The organism is Escherichia sp. B1147, from assembly GCF_001660175.1.
Taxonomy (GTDB): domain Bacteria; phylum Pseudomonadota; class Gammaproteobacteria; order Enterobacterales; family Enterobacteriaceae; genus Escherichia; species Escherichia whittamii.
Genome location: NZ_LFHY01000015.1, coordinates 167,775 through 187,327 on the forward strand (window position 1 = coordinate 167,775; position 19,553 = coordinate 187,327).

14 protein-coding genes are annotated in these 19,553 nt (G+C 52.6%); 4 read left to right on the plus strand and 10 right to left on the minus strand.

All coding sequences use genetic code 11. The features are described from left to right. Positions 1 to 35 precede the first annotated feature (35 nt). The gene (gene exuT / locus A9180_RS15795) at positions 36 to 1,334 is read right to left on the minus strand and encodes a hexuronate transporter ExuT (RefSeq protein ID WP_064529588.1); all 1,299 of its coding nucleotides are present in this window, start codon (positions 1,332 to 1,334) and stop codon (positions 36 to 38) included. 483 nt (positions 1,335 to 1,817) lie between these two features. On the opposite strand from exuT, the gene uxaC reads away from it, so the two are divergent. The 3 genes from uxaC (at position 1,818) to A9180_RS15810 (ending at position 5,366) form a co-directional block, all read left to right on the plus strand. Beyond that, entirely contained in the window at positions 1,818 to 3,230 is a 1,413-nt protein-coding gene (uxaC, locus tag A9180_RS15800) for a glucuronate isomerase (protein ID WP_000187442.1), read from the plus strand. 14 nt (positions 3,231 to 3,244) lie between these two features. Next, positions 3,245 to 4,732, plus strand: a complete 1,488-nt coding sequence (gene uxaA / locus A9180_RS15805) for an altronate dehydratase (RefSeq protein ID WP_064529589.1) — start codon at positions 3,245 to 3,247, stop codon at positions 4,730 to 4,732. 82 nt (positions 4,733 to 4,814) lie between these two features. Further along, positions 4,815 to 5,366 carry a YgjV family protein gene (locus A9180_RS15810; RefSeq protein WP_064529590.1) on the plus strand — a complete coding sequence of 184 codons (552 nt, stop codon included), beginning with the start codon at positions 4,815 to 4,817 and terminating at the stop codon, positions 5,364 to 5,366. Positions 5,367 to 5,369: 3 nt separating this feature from the next. Here the strand turns inward: A9180_RS15810 and sstT are convergent, their stop codons facing one another. The 5 genes from sstT to A9180_RS15835 all read right to left on the minus strand — a co-directional run bounded on the left by sstT (position 5,370) and on the right by A9180_RS15835 (position 10,957). Continuing rightward, positions 5,370 to 6,614, minus strand: coding sequence for a serine/threonine transporter SstT (gene sstT / locus A9180_RS15815; protein WP_064529591.1), 1,245 nt, complete (start codon positions 6,612 to 6,614; stop codon positions 5,370 to 5,372). A 580-nt stretch (positions 6,615 to 7,194) separates the two neighbouring features. After that, complete coding sequence (gene alx, locus A9180_RS15820; RefSeq protein WP_064529592.1) at positions 7,195 to 8,160, minus strand: TerC family membrane protein Alx; 966 nt, start codon at positions 8,158 to 8,160, stop codon at positions 7,195 to 7,197. 459 nt (positions 8,161 to 8,619) lie between these two features. Next, positions 8,620 to 9,606 (minus strand): Gfo/Idh/MocA family protein, encoded by a 987-nt coding sequence (locus A9180_RS15825; protein WP_064529858.1) that lies wholly within the window; start codon positions 9,604 to 9,606, stop codon positions 8,620 to 8,622. A gap of 78 nt (positions 9,607 to 9,684) precedes the next feature. Further along, complete coding sequence (locus tag A9180_RS15830) at positions 9,685 to 10,377, minus strand: vancomycin high temperature exclusion protein (RefSeq protein WP_064529593.1); 693 nt, start codon at positions 10,375 to 10,377, stop codon at positions 9,685 to 9,687. Between the two features lie 76 nt (positions 10,378 to 10,453). Continuing rightward, positions 10,454 to 10,957 carry a M48 family metallopeptidase gene (locus A9180_RS15835; protein WP_064529594.1) on the minus strand — a complete coding sequence of 168 codons (504 nt, stop codon included), beginning with the start codon at positions 10,955 to 10,957 and terminating at the stop codon, positions 10,454 to 10,456. 84 nt (positions 10,958 to 11,041) lie between these two features. On the opposite strand from A9180_RS15835, the gene rlmG reads away from it, so the two are divergent. Then, positions 11,042 to 12,178 carry a 23S rRNA (guanine(1835)-N(2))-methyltransferase RlmG gene (gene rlmG, locus A9180_RS15840; RefSeq protein WP_064529595.1) on the plus strand — a complete coding sequence of 379 codons (1,137 nt, stop codon included), beginning with the start codon at positions 11,042 to 11,044 and terminating at the stop codon, positions 12,176 to 12,178. 105 nt (positions 12,179 to 12,283) lie between these two features. Here rlmG and fadH read toward each other — a convergent pair whose 3' ends face one another. The 4 genes from fadH to A9180_RS15860 all read right to left on the minus strand — a co-directional run bounded on the left by fadH (position 12,284) and on the right by A9180_RS15860 (position 19,542). After that, entirely contained in the window at positions 12,284 to 14,302 is a 2,019-nt protein-coding gene (gene fadH, locus A9180_RS15845) for an NADPH-dependent 2,4-dienoyl-CoA reductase (protein ID WP_064529596.1), read from the minus strand. Between the two features lie 225 nt (positions 14,303 to 14,527). Beyond that, entirely contained in the window at positions 14,528 to 16,879 is a 2,352-nt protein-coding gene (gene ygjK, locus A9180_RS15850) for an alpha-glucosidase (protein WP_064529597.1), read from the minus strand. 16 nt (positions 16,880 to 16,895) lie between these two features. Beyond that, on the minus strand, positions 16,896 to 17,966 hold the full coding sequence (gene ygjJ, locus A9180_RS15855; RefSeq protein ID WP_064529598.1) for a protein YgjJ: 1,071 nt from the start codon (positions 17,964 to 17,966) through the stop codon (positions 16,896 to 16,898). Positions 17,967 to 18,108: 142 nt separating this feature from the next. Further along, positions 18,109 to 19,542 (minus strand): amino acid permease, encoded by a 1,434-nt coding sequence (locus A9180_RS15860; RefSeq protein ID WP_064529599.1) that lies wholly within the window; start codon positions 19,540 to 19,542, stop codon positions 18,109 to 18,111. Between the last annotated feature and the right edge of the window lie 11 nt (positions 19,543 to 19,553).

Genomic DNA, 19,553 nt, shown 5'->3' on the forward strand with positions numbered 1-19,553 from the left:
CGGCTTTGAAGGGAAACTAAAACTTACACTAAGCGTTAATGTTGTGGGGCGGGATCGTTATGTGTTTCCTGCGCCACCTCAATCGCCGGTTTGTTCTGCAATACAGTCCAGATAACCAGTGCGCCCAGCAGGTCGAACACTGCCAGTACTGCGAACAGCGGGCTGAAGCCGATGGTGTCAGCCAGAGCACCAACAACCAGCGCAAACAGCGTACTTGCCAGCCATGCGGACATCCCGGTCAGACCGTTTGCCGTTGCCACTTCGTTACGACCGAACACGTCAGAAGAGAGGGTAATCAGTGCGCCAGACAGTGCCTGGTGAGCAAAACCACCGATACACAGCAGCATAATTGCTACATACGGGTTGGTGAACAGACCGATCATACCCGGGCCAATCATCAGTACCGCACCCAGCGTTACCACCATCTTACGGGAAACGATCAGGTTCACACCAAACCAACGCTGGAACAGCGGCGGCAGGTAACCACCGAGGATACAACCAAGGTCAGCAAACAGCATTGGCATCCAGGCGAACATCGCGATCTCTTTCAGGTTAAAGCCGTAAACTTTAAACATGAACAGCGGGATCCACGCGTTGAAAGTACCCCAGGCCGGTTCTGCCAGGAAACGCGGCAGCGCGATACCCCAGAACTGACGGTTACGCAGGATCTGACCAACGGACATTTTCTTCGCCGTGCCAACCTGGTGCTGGGCTTCCTGACCATTAATAATGTAGTCGCGTTCTTCATCGGTCAGATGCTTCTGGTCGCGTGGATGTTTATAGAAAATCAGCCATGCCATCGCCCAGATAAAGCTCAGTGCACCGGAGATGATAAATGCCATCTGCCAGCTGTGCATCACGATTGCCCATACCACCAGCGGCGGCGCAATCATCGCACCAATAGAAGAACCTACGTTAAAGTAACCTACCGCGATGGAACGCTCTTTCGCCGGGAACCATTCGGAGCTGGCTTTCAGACCCGCCGGGATCATCGCTGCTTCCGCTGCACCTACCGCACCACGGGCAATCGCCAGACCGCCCCAGCTACCAGCCAGTGCGGTTGCGCCACAGAATACCGCCCACAACACGGCAAACATTGCGTAACCGATTTTCGTCCCCAGAACATCCAGTACATAACCCGCTACAGGTTGCATGACCGTATATGCAGCAGAATAGGCTGCGATGATGTAGGAATACTGTTGGGTGGAGATGTTTAACTCTTCCATCAGAGTTGGTGCAGCTGCCGCCACAGTGTTACGCGTCAGGTAACCGAGCACGGTACCGAGCGTCACCAGTGCGATCATGTACCAACGTAACCCTTTAATTTTACGCATGTAAAACCTCATCGTTTTGTTATATCCGCAATAAGCGCGGTCATCATCCTGCCTGGGGCAGAGGATGCTAATTACGACCGGATGACCGAAAAAAAAACCGGTACACCCCGAACGCTGCCATGAAAGTTTCGTGCTAATTCGGCTTCCGTACCGGTCAACCCAATTCATCTAACAAATGAATGAATCGGTAATTTGCATTCCGTCGACTTATGATTCGCGACGGCAGAAAGATAACTTGTCATACAACTTTAAAAGGTGAGAGCCATCACAAATGTGGGAATATTTGTAGGGGCATTATTGGATGAGAGCGAAGCCAGAACTGGCGCGGCTTGCAGAGGGATTTACCACTTTGAGAGTAATTTTTTTAACTACGTTTATTGATCTAACTCACGAAAATATCCTCTGGCTCTGGAAATTGGTGTGATAACTTTGTCAGCATCGCACCTTAAGCAAGCTAGCTCACTCGTTGAGAGGAAGACGATAATGACTCCGTTTATGACTGAAGATTTCCTGTTAGATACTGAATTTGCCCGCCGTCTGTATCACGACTACGCAAAAGACCAGCCGATTTTCGACTACCACTGCCATTTGCCGCCGCAGCAGATCGCAGAAGACTATCGCTTTAAGAATTTGTATGACATCTGGCTAAAAGGCGATCACTACAAATGGCGTGCAATGCGCACCAATGGCGTAGCTGAACGCCTGTGTACCGGTGATGCCTCTGACCGCGAAAAATTTGACGCATGGGCGGCGACCGTTCCGCACACTATCGGCAACCCGTTATACCACTGGACGCACCTCGAACTGCGTCGTCCATTCGGTATCACTGGCAAACTGCTGTCTCCGTCAACTGCGGATGAAATCTGGAACGAATGTAACGAACTGCTGGCGCAGGATAACTTCTCTGCGCGCGGCATCATGCAGCAGATGAACGTGAAAATGGTCGGCACCACCGATGACCCGATCGATTCTCTGGAGCATCACGCTGAGATCGCCAAAGACGGCTCTTTCACCATTAAAGTGCTGCCGAGCTGGCGTCCGGATAAAGCCTTCAACATTGAACAGGCGACCTTTAACGACTATATGGCGAAGTTGGGTGAAGTCTCCGATACCGACATTCGCCGCTTTGCTGATCTGCAAACTGCGCTGACCAAACGTCTGGATCACTTCGCCGCTCACGGTTGTAAAGTGTCCGACCACGCGCTGGATGTGGTGATGTTTGCTGAAGCGAACGAAGCAGAACTGGACAGCATCCTGGCACGTCGTCTGGCAGGTGAAACTCTGAGCGAGCACGAAGTAGCACAGTTCAAAACTGCGGTGCTGGTATTCCTGGGCGCCGAATACGCACGCCGCGGCTGGGTACAGCAGTACCATATCGGCGCGCTGCGTAATAACAACCTGCGCCAGTTCAAACTGCTGGGGCCGGATGTAGGTTTTGACTCCATCAACGACCGTCCGATGGCGGAAGAACTGTCTAAGCTTCTGAGCAAACAGAACGAAGAAAACCTGCTGCCGAAAACCATTCTCTACTGCCTGAACCCACGCGATAACGAAGTGCTGGGTACCATGATCGGCAACTTCCAGGGCGAAGGTATGCCAGGCAAAATGCAGTTCGGTTCCGGCTGGTGGTTTAACGATCAGAAAGACGGTATGGAGCGTCAGATGACCCAACTGGCACAGCTTGGTCTGTTGAGTCGTTTTGTCGGTATGCTGACTGACAGCCGTAGCTTCCTGTCATACACCCGTCACGAATACTTCCGCCGCATTCTGTGCCAGATGATCGGTCGCTGGGTGGAAGCGGGCGAAGCACCGGCGGACATCAACCTGCTGGGCGAGATGGTGAAAAATATTTGCTTTAACAATGCGCGTGACTACTTCGCCATTGAACTGAACTAAGGTCTGGGGTTGATATGCAATACATCAAGATCCATGCGCTGGATAACGTCGCGGTCGCTTTAGCGGATTTGGCTGAAGGCACAGAAATCAGTGTCGATAACCAGACCGTTACGCTGCGCCAGGATGTCGCTCGTGGACATAAATTTGCGTTAACGGATATCGAAAAAGGGGCCAACGTCATTAAATATGGCCTGCCGATTGGTTATGCATTGGCGGATATTGCCGCAGGTGAACACGTTCATGCCCACAATACGCGCACGAATCTGAGCGATCTGGATCAGTATCGCTATCAACCTGATTTTCACGATCTGCCTGCGCAAGCGGCAGATCGTGAAGTGCAGATCTATCGTCGCGCGAATGGCGATGTTGGGGTGCGTAACGAGTTGTGGATCCTGCCGACCGTGGGCTGCGTCAACGGCATCGCGCGACAGATCCAGAATCGTTTTCTAAAAGAGACGAACAACGCTGAAGGTACTGACGGCGTGTTCCTCTTCAGCCACACCTACGGCTGCTCGCAGCTGGGCGACGATCACATTAATACCCGCACCATGCTGCAAAACATGGTGCGTCATCCGAACGCAGGCGCAGTGTTGGTCATTGGTCTGGGTTGTGAAAACAATCAGGTTGCCGCGTTCCGTGAAACGCTGGGTGATATTGATCCTGATCGCGTTCATTTCATGATCTGCCAACAGCAGGATGATGAAATTGAAGCGGGGATCGAACATCTGCATCAGTTGTATAACGTGATGCGCAACGACAAGCGTGAGCCGGGCAAACTCAGCGAACTGAAGTTTGGTCTGGAGTGCGGCGGTTCCGACGGTCTTTCCGGTATTACTGCTAACCCAATGCTGGGGCGCTTCTCTGATTACGTCATTGCTAACGGCGGCACTACCGTGCTGACCGAAGTACCGGAGATGTTCGGTGCAGAGCAGTTGCTGATGGACCATTGCCGTGACGAAGCAACGTTTGAAAAACTGGTCACTATGGTCAACGACTTCAAACAGTACTTTATTGCCCATGACCAGCCGATTTACGAAAACCCATCACCGGGGAACAAAGCGGGTGGTATCACCACGCTGGAAGATAAATCTCTCGGTTGTACGCAAAAAGCGGGCTCCAGTCAGGTGGTTGACGTGCTGCGTTACGGCGAACGTTTGAAAACGCCGGGCCTGAACCTGTTAAGCGCGCCGGGTAACGATGCTGTAGCGACCAGCGCACTGGCGGGCGCAGGCTGCCACATGGTGCTGTTTAGTACCGGCCGCGGCACGCCGTACGGCGGATTTGTACCGACGGTGAAAATCGCCACCAACAGTGAACTGGCCGCGAAGAAAAAACACTGGATCGACTTTGACGCGGGTCAGCTAATCCACGGTAAAGCGATGCCGCAGTTGCTGGAAGAATTTATCGATACCATCGTTGAGTTTGCTAACGGTAAGCAAACCTGCAACGAGCGTAACGACTTCCGTGAACTGGCGATCTTTAAAAGCGGCGTAACGCTATAAAGTCGAAATAAGTTGTGAATAATAAACGGCGTTTCATAATGTGAAGCGCCGTTTGCTTTTCCATACCTGCTAAGGATTTATCATGACCGCGTATTGGCTGGCCCAGGGCGTGGGTGTCATCGCCTTTCTGATTGGGATCACCACCTTCTTCAACCGCGATGAACGTCGCTTCAAAATTCAGCTTTCCATCTATAGCATATTTATTGGCGTACATTTTTTCCTGATGGGTATCTTCCCGGCTGGGGCCAGCTCAATCCTCAATGCTATCCGTACGTTAATTACTCTGCGTACCCGTAGCTTATGGATAATGGCGATCTTCATCGTGCTGACGGGAGGTGTTGGTCTGGCGAAGTTCCATCATCCCATGGAGCTGCTGCCGGTCATTGGCACGATTGTCAGTACCTGGGCGCTATTTCGCTGTAAAGGGCTGACCATGCGCTGCGTGATGTGGTTTTCTACTTGTTGCTGGTTAACGCATAACATCTGGGCTGGGTCGATTGGTGGCACGATGATTGAAGGCAGTTTTCTGCTGATGAATGGCCTGAACATCATTCGTTTCTGGCGGATGCAGAGAAGGGGGATTGATCCGTTTAAAGTGGAGAAAACCCCTTCCGCCGTTGACGAAAGGGGCTAAGTATTAGTTACGCAGGGCACTATTTGCCAGACGTGCATCTTCCGCCTGGCAAGCAGCGGCAGTGAACAGCACGTCAGTTGAAGAGTTCAGCGCGGTTTCGCAGGAGTCCTGCAACACACCGATGATAAAGCCGACGGCAACCACCTGCATGGCGATATCGTTCGGAATACCGAACATATTACAGGCCAGCGGGATCAGCAGCAGAGAACCACCTGCCACGCCGGAAGCACCACAGGCGCACAGAGAAGCAACTACGCTCAACAGCAGCGCGGTGGGCAGATCCACCGGAATACCCAGCGTATTAACCGCAGCCAGCGTCAACACCGTAATGGTAATGGCTGCACCTGCCATATTGATCGTCGCCCCCAGCGGAATAGAAACGGAATAGGTATCACGATCCAGATTCAGCTTTTCACACAGCGCCATATTCACCGGAATGTTCGCCGCAGAGCTACGGGTGAAGAAGGCGTATACACCGCTTTCGCGCAGGCACAGTAGCACTAGCGGGAACGGGTTACGACGAATTTTCCACCATACCAGCAGTGGGTTAACCACCAGCGCCACCAGCAACATACAGCCAACCAGCACCAACAGCAGTTGCGCGTAGCCCCACAGTGTGGAGAAACCGGTGGTTGCCAGCGTAGAAGAAACCAGACCAAAAATACCGATTGGTGCGAAACGAATCACCAGTTTCACCATAAAGGTAACGGCATTCGACATATCGTTGACCAGGTTTTTGGTGGTTTCGTTACCGTGACGCAGCGCGAAACCAAGACCAATGGCCCACACCAGAATCCCGATGTAATTACCTTTTAGCAGGGCGTCGATGGGGTTGGAAACCATGCTCATTACCAGCCCACGCATCACTTCCACAATGCCTGACGGCGGGGAAATATCGCCCGCGCTACTGGATAAATGCAGGGTAGAAGGGAAGGCGAAGCTGAAGACAACTGCAGCCAGTGCGGCAGAGAAAGTACCCAACAGATAGAGGAACAGAATAGGGCGGATATTGGTTTTCTGCCCGTGCTGGTGGTTAGCGATGGAAGCCATTACCAGCATCAGCACCAGAATTGGCGCTACGGCTTTCAGTGCACCGACGAACAAAGTGCCTAACAGACCAACAGCTTCTGCCGCCGGTTTTGAGATCCATGCCAGGAGAATCCCCAGAACAAGGCCGACCAGGATTTGTTTAACCAGGCTGCCATGAGCCAGACGCCGGAATAGCCCCGGTGAACGTTGCGTAGTCATTTTTCGATCCTTTCGTTGTGTTAACGCACATCCCTGGTGCGTTCTGTCGACGCATCTTTCAGGATGTAACAAAGTGTTTGCAAGGTCGAGTATAAGGAAAGTTACAGCTTCGGGAAGCGAAAAATGCTGGATTTTAAAGGGATGTCATATTTTGCAACTTAATGGTTACATTTGTTTGACATGTTCGTGGGTAAAGCAAACTGGCATCTCCTGATCCTTGATTAGGTTTAGTTGTGTTTGTTGCAGACTGATAAACCGCACCGGTGTTGGTGGCGTCAAAGTCGCCGAAGCGTTTCCTGGAGGCCGGGGCAGCCCACATGGATGTGGGCTGAGGGCGCGTTTTACAGGGATGTTACCTCGCGCCCGTACCCGATAGCCGGAAGGGATAAGCTGAGGGCACCGCGCAGCGGCGATTTTGTTCGCCAGAGCCCGGGGGTGCAGGGGGAGGAGGCGATTGTCCTCCCCCTGCGCGCTCCTTGCGGCAGTGACTTTATATGGCATTGCACTGAAAAGGAGCGCAACCAGAAGAGAACATCACATAGTTGTGCCTGACCTGGTGGTGTATGCGTTTTAATGCGAATTATTCTACCCGCTGTTTATCACGCCGATAATTCACCCAGGCGTTGATAATAAACGTCATCACCAGAATACCAAACACCACGCCCAGCGAGACGGCGATCGGAATATGGTAGAAGTCGACAATCAGCATCTTGATACCGATAAACACCAGAATCACCGCCAGACCATATTTGAGCATCGAGAAACGTTCCGCTACGCCCGCCAGCAGGAAATACATCGCACGCAGGCCGAGGATCGCAAACAGGTTTGAGGTCAGCACAATAAACGGATCGGTGGTAACAGCGAAGATAGCCGGAATGCTATCCACGGCGAAGATCACGTCGCTCAACTCCACCAGAATCAACACCAGCATCAGCGGCGTGGCATACAACAAGCCATTCTTACGCACAAAGAAATGCTCGTTGTCGATGGTATCGGTCATGCGCAAATGGCCGCGCAGCCAGCGCACCAGCGGCTTGTCGCCAATCCCTGATTCATCTTCATGAGCCAGCGCCATCTTCACGCCGGTAAACAGCAGGAATGCACCGAAGATATACAGGATCCAGTCGAACTGCGAAATCAGCCAGCTACCGGTGAAGATCATGATGGTACGCAGAACAATCGCCCCGAGCACACCATACACCAGCACGCGGCGCTGTAATGCCGCAGGAACAGAGAAATAGCTGAACAACATTAACCAGACAAAGACGTTATCGACCGCCAGCGATTTCTCAATCAGATAACCTGTGAGGAAGGCCAGCGCCTGCGGGTCAGCGACTTCGCGCCCCTGTGTCTGCGCCAGATACCACCAGAAAGCGGCGTTAAACAGTAACGACAGCGTCACCCAGACCAGCGACCAGGCCGCAGCCTGTTTCATGGTCATGGCATGCGCACCACGACGCCCCTGCAACAACAGGTCGATAGCCAGCATAATGGCGACAACAACAGCGAATCCGCCCCATAGCAACGGCGTGCCGACAGTATTCATAGAAGTTCCTTACACATAAAAAAACGGCCAACGTCGGAAGACGTCAGCCGCTGCTTTTTATGCATAGACCTCGCCTTCCGGCAAGGTCTCACTTACAACAAAAAAGGAATACATCTGCGTATTCCTTTCAGATTGGTGACAAAGTGCCTTTGTTTATGCCGGATGCGGCGTAATCGCCTTATCCAGCCTACAAAATCATGCAAATTCAATAGATAGCAAGAATAATGTAGGCCTGATAAGCGTAGCGCATCAGGCAACTTGACGTTTGTCATCAGTCTCAAAGGAATATGTCTGCATATTCCTTTCGGGTTGCCCGGTGACCGGATGTGGTTTTTCACACATCGTAATGACGATCGACCGGCAATGAAGTTACTCCCCTTTGCAGGTAACAAAGTATGACAGACCATTCAGCCAGTCAATGGTCTGTTACATGCCTTTTACACTGCTTTACGGTAACAATTATAGTTTTACGCTATCTGCCGGAAAAATCACCCCAGTCTGGCGGCGGATCTCGGTCAGCAGTTTCGCGGTGATGCGACTGATCGCCAGTCCTGGATGATTAATCAGATGCTCATCCACCAGTTCAGCAAACAGTTCTGCTTCGTAAAGCATGGTATTAATATGCTGTGGCTGGGTGAGATCCTGCATCTGGCTGCCGCGCGGCACAAAGCAAACCTTCTGGCATTCGGAAAGTTTTTCAATCACCAGCGATCCCGCTTCGCCCTGAATCTCACTTGCCAGGACAGAATCGCTGACTTTTGAGTGCTGCAACGTAACGCTGAAATCACCGTAATCCATCACCACCACGCCGTGGGCATCCACGCCGCTCTCCAACAAACTCGCCGTTGCCTGCACGCTTTTCGGCTCACCAAATAACGCCACTGCTGACGCCAGGCAGTAAAAGCCGATATCCATAATCGAACCGTTAGAGAAGGCCGGATTGAAGGTATTGGGATTTTCGCCGTTCAGGTAACGCTGATACCGCGAGGAATACTGACAGTAGTTGAAAAAGACTTTCCGCAGTTTGCCGACTTTCGGCAGCGCCTGGCGTAACAAATGAAAGTTCGGCAGGCTGGCGGTTTTAAATGCCTCAAACAGCACCACCTGATTTTCCCGCGCGCAGGCAATGGCTGCATCCACTTCCGCCAGATTCGACGCCAGTGGTTTCTCGCAAATCACATGCATTTTGTGACTGAGGAAAAGCTGTGTCTGGGAAAAATGCAGGGCGTTCGGGCTGGCAATATACACCGCGTCAATAGCGTCACTTTCCGCCATTGCTTCCAGCGAAGTAAACAGATGCTCGACAGAAAACTCATTGGCGAAGTGCTGGGCCTGTTCAAGGCTGCGGGAATATACGGCGGTTAACTTGTATTTACCGCTCTCATGGGCGGCCTCGACGAACTGGTGAGTGATCCAGTTCGTACCAATCACGGCGAAACGTATCATAACGCGTGGATACTCCATAAAGGGATTCTGCCGTCAATGTAGCACGCCTTTTTCATCTTCGACGTGCGCGGATACGCATTATTTCTGCGCCGGACAGCCATGCTCACTAAACGGACCAATCATGACCGACGGCCCCAGGTATTTCGGCTGGCGATGGAGGATTTTCGCATCAATTACCGCGCTGACTCTGGCAAGTTTTTCCCGCAGACGGACCATCTTTCCGTGTCCTTTTTCCAGGTCTGGTGCGTTAAACCCGATGGCGTCAATGCCGTATTGCTTTGCCAGCCAGATGGCGCGTTGGTTATGAAATTCCTGCGAGATAATGGTGATATGGTTTTCACCAAACACTTTATTGGCACGCACCACTGAATCAAGCGTTGAGAATCCGGCATAGTCGCAGAAGATGGCTTTTGCCGGTACGCCCTTAGCGATCAACGCCTGCTGCATACCTGATGCTTCATCGTAATTTTTACGTCCGTTATCGCCACTGACCAGCAGCCATTTCACTTTTCCTGCGTGGTACAACTCTGCGGCGGTATCAATACGTCGGGTAAAGTAGCGATTACCCGGTTTTGCTCCCAACAATAAACCCACGTTACGTGCCGGAATAGCGTTGATGTCACTCCAGGTGAGTTGTTGGCTGGCGTTGACCATTGCCCGATCGGCGAAAAAAATCGTTGCGCCTGCCACAAGCAACAGAAAACAGGCAATTTTGAGAGTCCGGCGAGAAAAACAAATGCGGCGAAGAAGGCGAGCAAATGCGCGCAGCATGGTCGTTATCCTTAACGATAGAGGGGAGGTCGATTTTAGGCGCTAAAGGAGGAAAAGATAGCGCCTGAGATCATTTTCAGATTTTGGCCTGCTCAAGCGTAAGCTGCGTCAGCCACAGGCGAGTGTCGAACTCAAGCTGGTGGTACTGCGGTTCCATATGGCAGCACAACTGGTAGAACGCTTTGTTATGTTCTTTCTCTTTCAGATGCGCCAGTTCGTGCACCACGATCATGCGCAAAAACGGTTCCGGCGCATTGCGAAATACGGTGGCGACGCGGATCTCTGCTTTTGCTTTCAGCTTGCCGCCCTGCACACGCGAAACAGCGGTATGTAACCCGAGCGCGTTTTTCAGCACGTGGATCTTATTGTCATAAATCACTTTATTGATCGGCGGGGCATTGCGCAGAAACTGATTTTTCAGATCCTGAGTATATTGCCAGAGGGCTTTATCGGTAGCGTAGTCGTGCGTTCCCGGATAGCGTTTTGCCAGCACATCGCCCAGACGCTGTTCATTAATCAGCGTGCGCACCTGGGAAAGCAGGTGCTCGGGATAACCCTGAAGATAAGTAAGATTGCTCATAACCGCCCACGAAAAAGAGAAAAAGGGTATACTCACGCACCCTTTTCAGGGGCAACGTCGAAATTTTATCATTCAGGAGGGCCGATGAGCCACTTAGACAACGGTTTCCGTTCACTGACACTACAACGTTTTCCGGCGACGGATGACGTTAACCCGCTACAGGCGTGGGAAGCGGCGGATGAATATTTGCTGCAACAGTTGGACGATACAGAAATCCGCGGCCCGGTGTTAATCCTGAATGATGCTTTTGGCGCGTTAAGCTGCGCGCTGGCGGAACATAAGCCGTACAGCATCGGCGACTCATACATCAGCGAACTGGCGACGCGTGAGAATTTACGCCTCAACGGGATTGATGAGTTGAGCGTGAAGTTTCTCGACAGCACCGCCGACTACCCGCAACAGCCGGGCGTAGTGCTGATCAAAATACCGAAAACGCTGGCATTGCTTGAGCAGCAACTGCGTGCGTTGCGCAAAGTGGTAACGCCACAAACACGCATTATTGCCGGTGCCAAAGCCCGTGACATTCACACGTCCACGCTGGAACTGTTCGAAAAAGTGCTCGGCCCGACCACCACCACGCTGGCATGGAAGAAAGCGCGTCTGATTAACTGCACTTTCAATGAACCGCAGCTGGCCGATGCGCCGCAGACCGTTAGCTGGAAACTGGAAGGTACCGACTGGACCATCCACAACCACGCGAATGTCTTCTCCCGTACTGGGCTTGATATCGGCGCGCGCTTCTTTATGCAGCATCTGCCGGAAAATCTCGAAGGTGAGATTGTCGATCTCGGCTGTGGTAACGGCGTCATTGGCCTGACGCTGCTCGATAAAAACCCGCAGGCGAAAGTGGTGTTTGTCGATGAATCGCCAATGGCCGTTGCTTCCAGTCGTTTGAATGTTGAAACCAACATGCCTGAGGCACTGGATCGCTGCGAATTTATGATCAACAACGCGCTCTCCGGCGTGGAGCCTTTCCGCTTTAATGCTGTGCTCTGCAACCCGCCGTTTCATCAGCAACATGCGCTGACCGATAACGTCGCCTGGGAGATGTTCCACCACGCTCGCCGCTGCCTGAAAATCAACGGCGAGCTGTATATCGTTGCCAACCGCCATCTGGATTACTTCCATAAACTGAAGAAGATTTTCGGCAACTGCACCACTATTGCCACGAATAATAAATTTGTGGTGCTGAAAGCGGTGAAGCTGGGGCGTCGTCGGTAAGATTGGGAGCTACCTGCCGGATGCGGCGTGAACGCCTTATCCGGCCTACGATCAGCAGCCGGATAAGACGCGGCAAGCGTCGCATCCGGCACGTCAAATAACGATTTAAATTTCTAACGCAAGCCGTGTTCCCTGGGCAATTGCCCGTCGTGCGTCCAGCTCCATAGCCACATCGCAGCCGCCAATTAAATGCACGGTTTTCCCGCTATCAATCAGCGGTTGCGCCAGCGTGCGGTTTGGCTCTTGCCCCGCGCAGATCACCACATGATCCACTGCTAATACCTGCATTTCGCCGTTGATCACCACATGCAGCCCTTCATCGTCGATCTTCTGGTAACTTACGCCAGGGATCATCTTCACGCCGCGCGAGAGCAGGGTGGTGCGATGGATCCAGCCGGTGGTTTTGCCCAACCCTTGTCCTGGTTTGCTGGCTTTGCGCTGGAGCATCACAATCTGCCGTGGGCTACGAGGGATCTGCATTCCCTGCTGGCTTAAGCCACCAGCCTGTTGCAGGCTGCTGTCGATCCCCCACTCATTACAGAACTCGGCGATATTCTGGCTGGTGGATTCACCAGGTTGACTGAGATACATCGCCGTATCAAAACCAATCCCGCCACAACCGATGATGGCGACTTTGTTGCCCACCGGCGCTTTGTCGCGCAGTACGTCGAGATAACTCAGTACCTTCGGATGATCGATCCCGTCGATAGGTGGAATGCGTGGCACGATCCCGCTGGCGAGGATCGTTTCATCGAACGTCTGTAACTGATCCGCCGTCACGGTGTGATTGAGTTTGAGCGCTACGCCCGTTACTTCGATCATTCGGCGGTAGTAACGCAGCGTTTCGTAAAACTCCTCTTTGCCGGGGATCTGTTTGGCGATATTAAACTGCCCGCCGATCTCGCTATGCGCATCAAACAACGTTACCTGATGCCCACGCGCCGCCGCGTTAATGGCAAACGCCAGCCCCGCCGGACCGGCACCAACAACCGCCAGATTTTTTTTCTGCACGGCAGGAAGGAACGGCATTTTGGTTTCATGACAGGCGCGAGGATTGACCAGACACGATGTGACTTTGCCAACAAAGATCTGATCCAGACAGGCCTGGTTGCAGCCAATGCAGGTGTTGATCTCATCAGCTCGCCCCGATTGCGCTTTTGACAGCAGCTCGGCATCAGCAAGAAACGGTCGCGCCATCGATACCATGTCCGCATCGCCGCGCGCGAGAATATCGTCGGCAACCTGCGGATCGTTAATGCGGTTGGTGGTCACTAACGGCAGCGAGACGTGACCTTTCAGTTTACGTGTGACCCAGCTAAAGGCGCCGCGCGGTACTGGTGTGGCGATGGTCGGAATACGCGCTTCATGCCAGCCAATTCCGGTGTTGATAATGGTTGCGCCAGCCGCTTCGATGGCCTGCGCCAGTTCCACCGTTTCGGCAAAAGTACCGCCGCCTTCTACCAGGTCGAGCATCGACAAACGGTAGATAATAATGAAGTCGTTGCCGACGCGTTCGCGCACCGCACGCACTACTTCAACGGCAAATCGCATCCGGTTAGGGTATTCGCCGCCCCACTGGTCGCTACGCTGGTTGGTGCGCAGCGTCAGAAATTCGTTGATCAAATACCCTTCGGAACCCATCACCTCTACGCCATCGTATCCCGCCTCCCGCGCCAGTTGTGCGCAGTGGGCGAAATTGTCGATCAGTTGCAGGATTTCTTCATGGCTTAACTCATGGGGAACAAAGCGGTTGATGGGGGCCTGCAGTGCGGACGGTGCCACCAGATGCGGCTGGTAGCTGTAGCGCCCGGTATGCAAAATTTGCAGGGCGATTTTGCCGCCTTCCTGATGTACCGCTTCGGTAATCGTGCGATGGTGTGGGATCTGGCTGACGTCGTTGAGCATTGCACCACCTTCCATGCCAACGCCTGTTAAATCTGGTGCAATGCCGCCGCTGACAATCAGCGCCACGCCGTGACGGGCGCGTTCGGCATAAAACGCTGCCAGCCGCTCGGCACCGTCCGGGTATTCCTCCAGCCCGGTGTGCATTGAGCCCATCAGCACACGATTTTTTAACGTGGTGAAGCCTAAATCAAGCGGGGCGAACAGCGACGGATAGCTCATAAAATTGTCCAGTATGTAAAATAATTGTTATGTGGTCGGATGAGTTATAATTTAGCCGTCGCCGGGGAAAAGGGAAAAGGGGAATGCGGGGTTTGTGATGGGATTCAAAAAGAATACGCCCGGTGGCAACGCCGGATGCGACGCTTGGCGCGTCTTATCCGGCCAGGGGGAGCGTACATGTAGGGCGGATAAGGCGTTTACGCCGCATCCGCCAGCCGTTGCTAATTACTGCTTACGGAAAAAATCGTTATACAACATATACAAATGCGCGGCACTCCAGGAGAAATTTGGTGCACCTTGCTGTGCGCCGGTCAGCGGATTGTAATTCTCCTGAATCGGACCATCGGCGGTTAATCCTTTGGCGTGCTGGAAGAACATATCCGCGAGCTTCAGGGCATCATCGCGATACCCGTAACGCTCCATCCCTTTCAGGCCAAACCAGAACTGATCCACCCATACGCGCCCGCGCCAGTAAATGTCCGCACCAAAGGCCGGGTTCGTTAACGCCGCCGTTCCCAGCGGAACAAAGGTGTTGAACTCTTTGGTGTCCAGCATCACCTTCACCACCGCGTCGGCGTTGGCCTGCGTTGCCGCACCGTTAAACAGCGGCGACCAGCCTTCCGGCCCTTTACCACGCTCGACAATCGGTTTTCCCGCGCAGCCGTTCGTCAGCGGTTTATCTTCAATGCGCACGTCATAGTAGAACTGCGTGGTCGGGTCGAACATGCAGGTGTTGATGTAGTCCGCGAGCTGCTGCGCCAACTGGCGATAGCGTTTGGCCTCTTCCGGCTTACCGAGAATGGTTGCCATCTCGGCCAGATAATGATTATCGCTGTACATATAGCTGGCCTGATCCACTGACTCCTGCAGTAGCGAGTAGCCCAGCAACGTTCCGTCCTGGCTGCGGTTCTCGGCGAATTTCACCGTCCAGTCGCTACGTTTACCGCCGCTTGCGACATATTTATCCAGCTGTTCTTTGTCGATAAAACCAAAGACGGCGGCGTCATCACGACCCGATTCCCACGACGCAGCAACCTGTGCCGGGATTTCCAGACTATCATACTGGCCTTTCTCTACCACACGGGCGTAGTTATTCAGGCCAGACTGCGTCTCTTCTTTGTCGCCTTTTTTCACCGTAAACAGCATCTCGCCGTTCTCAGTGTTGTGGGCTTTATCGCGGGTCGCGCCATATTCCGGCACGCCGTTACCGTTGTGATCGCGGTTACGTAACCACCAGTCGTGATAGGCCACCAGTTTCGGGTACATCTCTGCCAGCCAGGTTTTATCCTGGGTGACGTTATACACTTCCATCACCGACCAGGCGGCAAGGCTGGGCTTGGTGTTACGTTCGTTCCAGTTGCCGCCATCGCCTCCGCGCTCTGGGCTAAGGTTCCACGCTATCAGGTCGGGGACAAAGCCCACATCCTGCGGACGCACGGTGTCGCCAGGTTGGATCTGCCAGGAGAAGACCGCGCGGATATTCTCTTTGGCGATGTCCGGATTGAAATGCGCCATCGCAAACGCCTGCTTCCAGGTATCCCACGGCCAGGTCTGATTGCCGGAGAACCAGCGCCCGGTCACCGACGGCGTGACGGTGTTATATTTCACCGCACCGCCCGGTGAGCGCCAGTTACCGTTGAGCGTCTCGATTGCTTTTACCGCGACGCGCGTCTGTTCTGGCGTCGCATCTGGATTGGTTAACCCTTTCTTCAGGTACTCTTCCCAGCGTTGCTGCGAGGCAGTGAGATAAAACGCCGGACGCGCCAGAATATCGCGGATTTGCATCTGTTCTTTGCTAACTTCTTGTGCTGTCAGCAGATGGGAATAGGTGGTATAGAGCGTCGTCGAACCGTTGATATGCGCCTTACTGGTAAAGCGGTTGCCGTTGATTTCAGTCTGCACTGGCAGGGATTTATGCACCTGATATTCCGATTCGCCGGAGGTCAGCAGATCCCAGGTGGCGCGCACTTTGCCAAAGGTAACTTTCAGACCATCACGGGTGGCGCTGATTTTGCGCTGATAGTCAGGATACTCGCCAGCAATGGTTTTATCGGAAAGCGGTTTCCCTTCTTTGGCTTCCAGTTTTTCCAGCAGTTCACCGTCCCACACCAGATCCAGTGGTTTATTGCTGGTGATTTTGGTTTCCAGTAGTGACGTGCGCGGCGTGGCGAAGCGCAGAGTCATTTCGACCTGCACATCTTTTGCTGTCAGTTTTTGCACCAGCGCGCCGGGAATACTGTATGCCTCCAGCGTGAAGTCGACTTTCTTGCCATCCTGCAAGACGGTCAGGCGGTCGAAATTGGTCGCCATAAAGTTGATGTACTCTTCCGTCAGCAGCGCAACGCCCGGAAAACCGCCCATGGTGTTCGGACCGTCTGGCAACAGATGACCATGCCAGGCACCGAGATCAAAAAATGGGTTGTAACGCTGGTGGTCGTCGTAATCGTAATCCTTCATGTATTGCGGTGCGCCGGTACGGTTAATCACGTTTTTATAATTGTCGGCGTTAGCGGCATGGGCGGAAAAACTCATCAGCAGAGCACAGGCTACTGGCGTTAAAATAGTTTTGATTTTCATGAAATTACAGTCCTTATTACCAGTAGAAATATTGCATCAGGAAGATTTGGTCGCTGGGATCGTTAGAGGCATTTTTCATGTAGAAGCGGCTGTCAAAAGCCGTTGCGAAACGTCCGCCGCCGTATTCGTACCAGACACCAAACTGCATGAAAGAGGTGGTTTCATCGTCAGCGTGGTCAGGGCGATGTTTGGCGTAGGTGTAAGCGGTGGAGAGATAAACGCCCTTTAACGCTTCATACATGGCGCTCACCATCATTCCGCTTTCACTTCCCGGTACGTCCAGTCCGTCGGCGCGTCCGGTATGGTGCCAGGCGCGGGCTGCGAAGTTAGGGGTAAGCAGGCCAGTGAGATAGAGTTGCCCGGTGCCGTCGGTGATTTCCAGACCGTTCATCCAGGTGATGCCTTCGGCAAGGTCATACTGGATGTAACCGTTCATCATTGCCGGATAGGTGTATTTGTCGTCGTAGCGATCGTATTTGCCAAAATGCAGCCAGGCTTTGCTTTCGTCATGATGTCCGGCAGGTGTGGCGGTGACGCTATAACGAAAGTTGCCGGTTAAGTTCTGTACCTTCAGCGCAGTCATAATGTCGCGGGTATTGGGAATGACGTAGCCCAGATCGGGGGTGAAGTCGCCCCACCATTGCAGGTCATCCAGCGAGGAATCCTGGCGCAGACTGAGCATGATTTCGGTGCCATCGTTGGTACGATAACCGCCATAGAAACGGTTAATCCCACCTTCAAAACCGCCCCAGCTATGGTCAGGCACCCAGGCATTGCCGTCGTGGTCGGCCTGCACGGTCCAGCCTTCGCCGTAAATCAGGCCGAACCAGGAGCCATATTTCATCTCCAGACCGCCTTCGATATAAGTGCCGTCGCTGTATTTATGTTTATTCTCGCCCTCTAAATCCATATATCCACCAACCCCCAATTCGCCGTAAAAACGAAATGAAGGAGAAGATGTTGAGGTAATGGCGGGCGTTTTTGTGTCGTCATGTTCTGCCGGACGTGCTTCTTCACCTGCAGCAGAAAACGCGTAGCAAAACGGCAGAGCAAGTAATGCTCTGCATGGCGTACTTATAAATTTCATAATATTAATCCATGAGCTAAAGAAAAAAGTACAGCCTTTTATCGTTGTAATAAATAATTATAAAAAACATAAAGGCAGAAACTATTTTCCCTCTCCCCATCCAGGAAGAGAGAAAATGCCTGCTCATTTTTTATTAGTCTGCTTAATCAACATTGTTGGCTGGCGTCGCTTCAACATGACGCTCTTCAGCCGTTAATCCTTTTATATATTTACTGTATTTCCACCACGCAAAGCCGAGGAAGATAACAATACCGCCGACGTTATAAAAGATGATAGTCATAATATTCGCGCCAGTCGGGAATGTCGAAGCAACAAACCCTACGGTAAATATCGCAATCAGCATTGAAACAATGATAATACCGGCTCGGCGGGAGCCCATACGGAAATCGCGTGGCAGGTGATCTAATTTGGCACGTAAATTCAGATACGCCAGCATGATGAATAACGGCGGAAGCATGGACGCTGCGGCAGTCATATTAATAATAGTATTCATCAGATCCTGCACGGTATTGGAGCCGAGCATCGGGATAATCATCAGCGGAATTACGATCAGGAACTGGATCCACGCTGCGCGCGCAGGAACGCCGTTTTCGTTGAGTTCGACGGTTTTCTTACCAAAGATGCCTTCCGGGATTTCGGAGAAGAAAATTTTCACCGGCGTTGCGGTCCACATCAGCAGGGAACCGAACATCGCGGTAAAGGACACCAGACCGACAAAGCGATTCATCAACGCTTCCGGCAGACCAAAATACGCCGCCATGCCGTGGAATACCTGTACCGATCCGCCGGTAAATTTCAACTCTTTGCTGCTGACGAAGACGTTAATCAGCACCGAGGAGACGGAGTACAGTACGCCGATGAAAATCCCGGCGAGGATGATCACTTTAACGAACGATTTCGACCCGCCTTTGACGTCGTTAACGTACACTGCGACGGACTCTGCGCCGCCTGCGGCCATAAAGATCCAGGTGGTAACGCCGAGGAACGCCCAGTTGAAGTTCGGGATCATCGCGTCAACGGTGATGGGGTCAGCAGGCTGTACGCCGCCAACCAGCGCCGTACCTGCCAGTAAAATGTAGGAGAGCGTTAACAGCAGCATCAGCGTTGAAGTGACGGAGGTGATTGGCCCCAGCATTTTCGCCCCGTTGGTAGAAACCCAGGTGGAGAAGGCGAACAGCACCATACTGATAATGGTGGTGGCAACCGGCGTCATAATATATTCGTAGCCGAGGAAGGCATACGAAGCATAAGCAATAACGCGCGGCAACAACGAGGTGAAAAAGAACAGGTTTACGAACCAGTAGGTATAGGCAGTAATAAATGCCCAACGTCCGCCCAGCGAACTTTTTACCCACGCGTAGACACCGGCTTCCGAGTTTTTATTTAACGAGACAAATTCTGCGATGATTAGACAGAAGGGAATAAAATAAAAAATCGTCGCGAGGAAAAACATCGGCGCTGAGGCCAGTCCAAGCTCAATATTATTATTGATGACGTTGTTAAAGCTGTAAACGGCGGCAAAAGTCAGCGAGAGCAAGCCGAATTTGCCGATTGTATTACGTTTGGTATCAGACATAACACATCTCC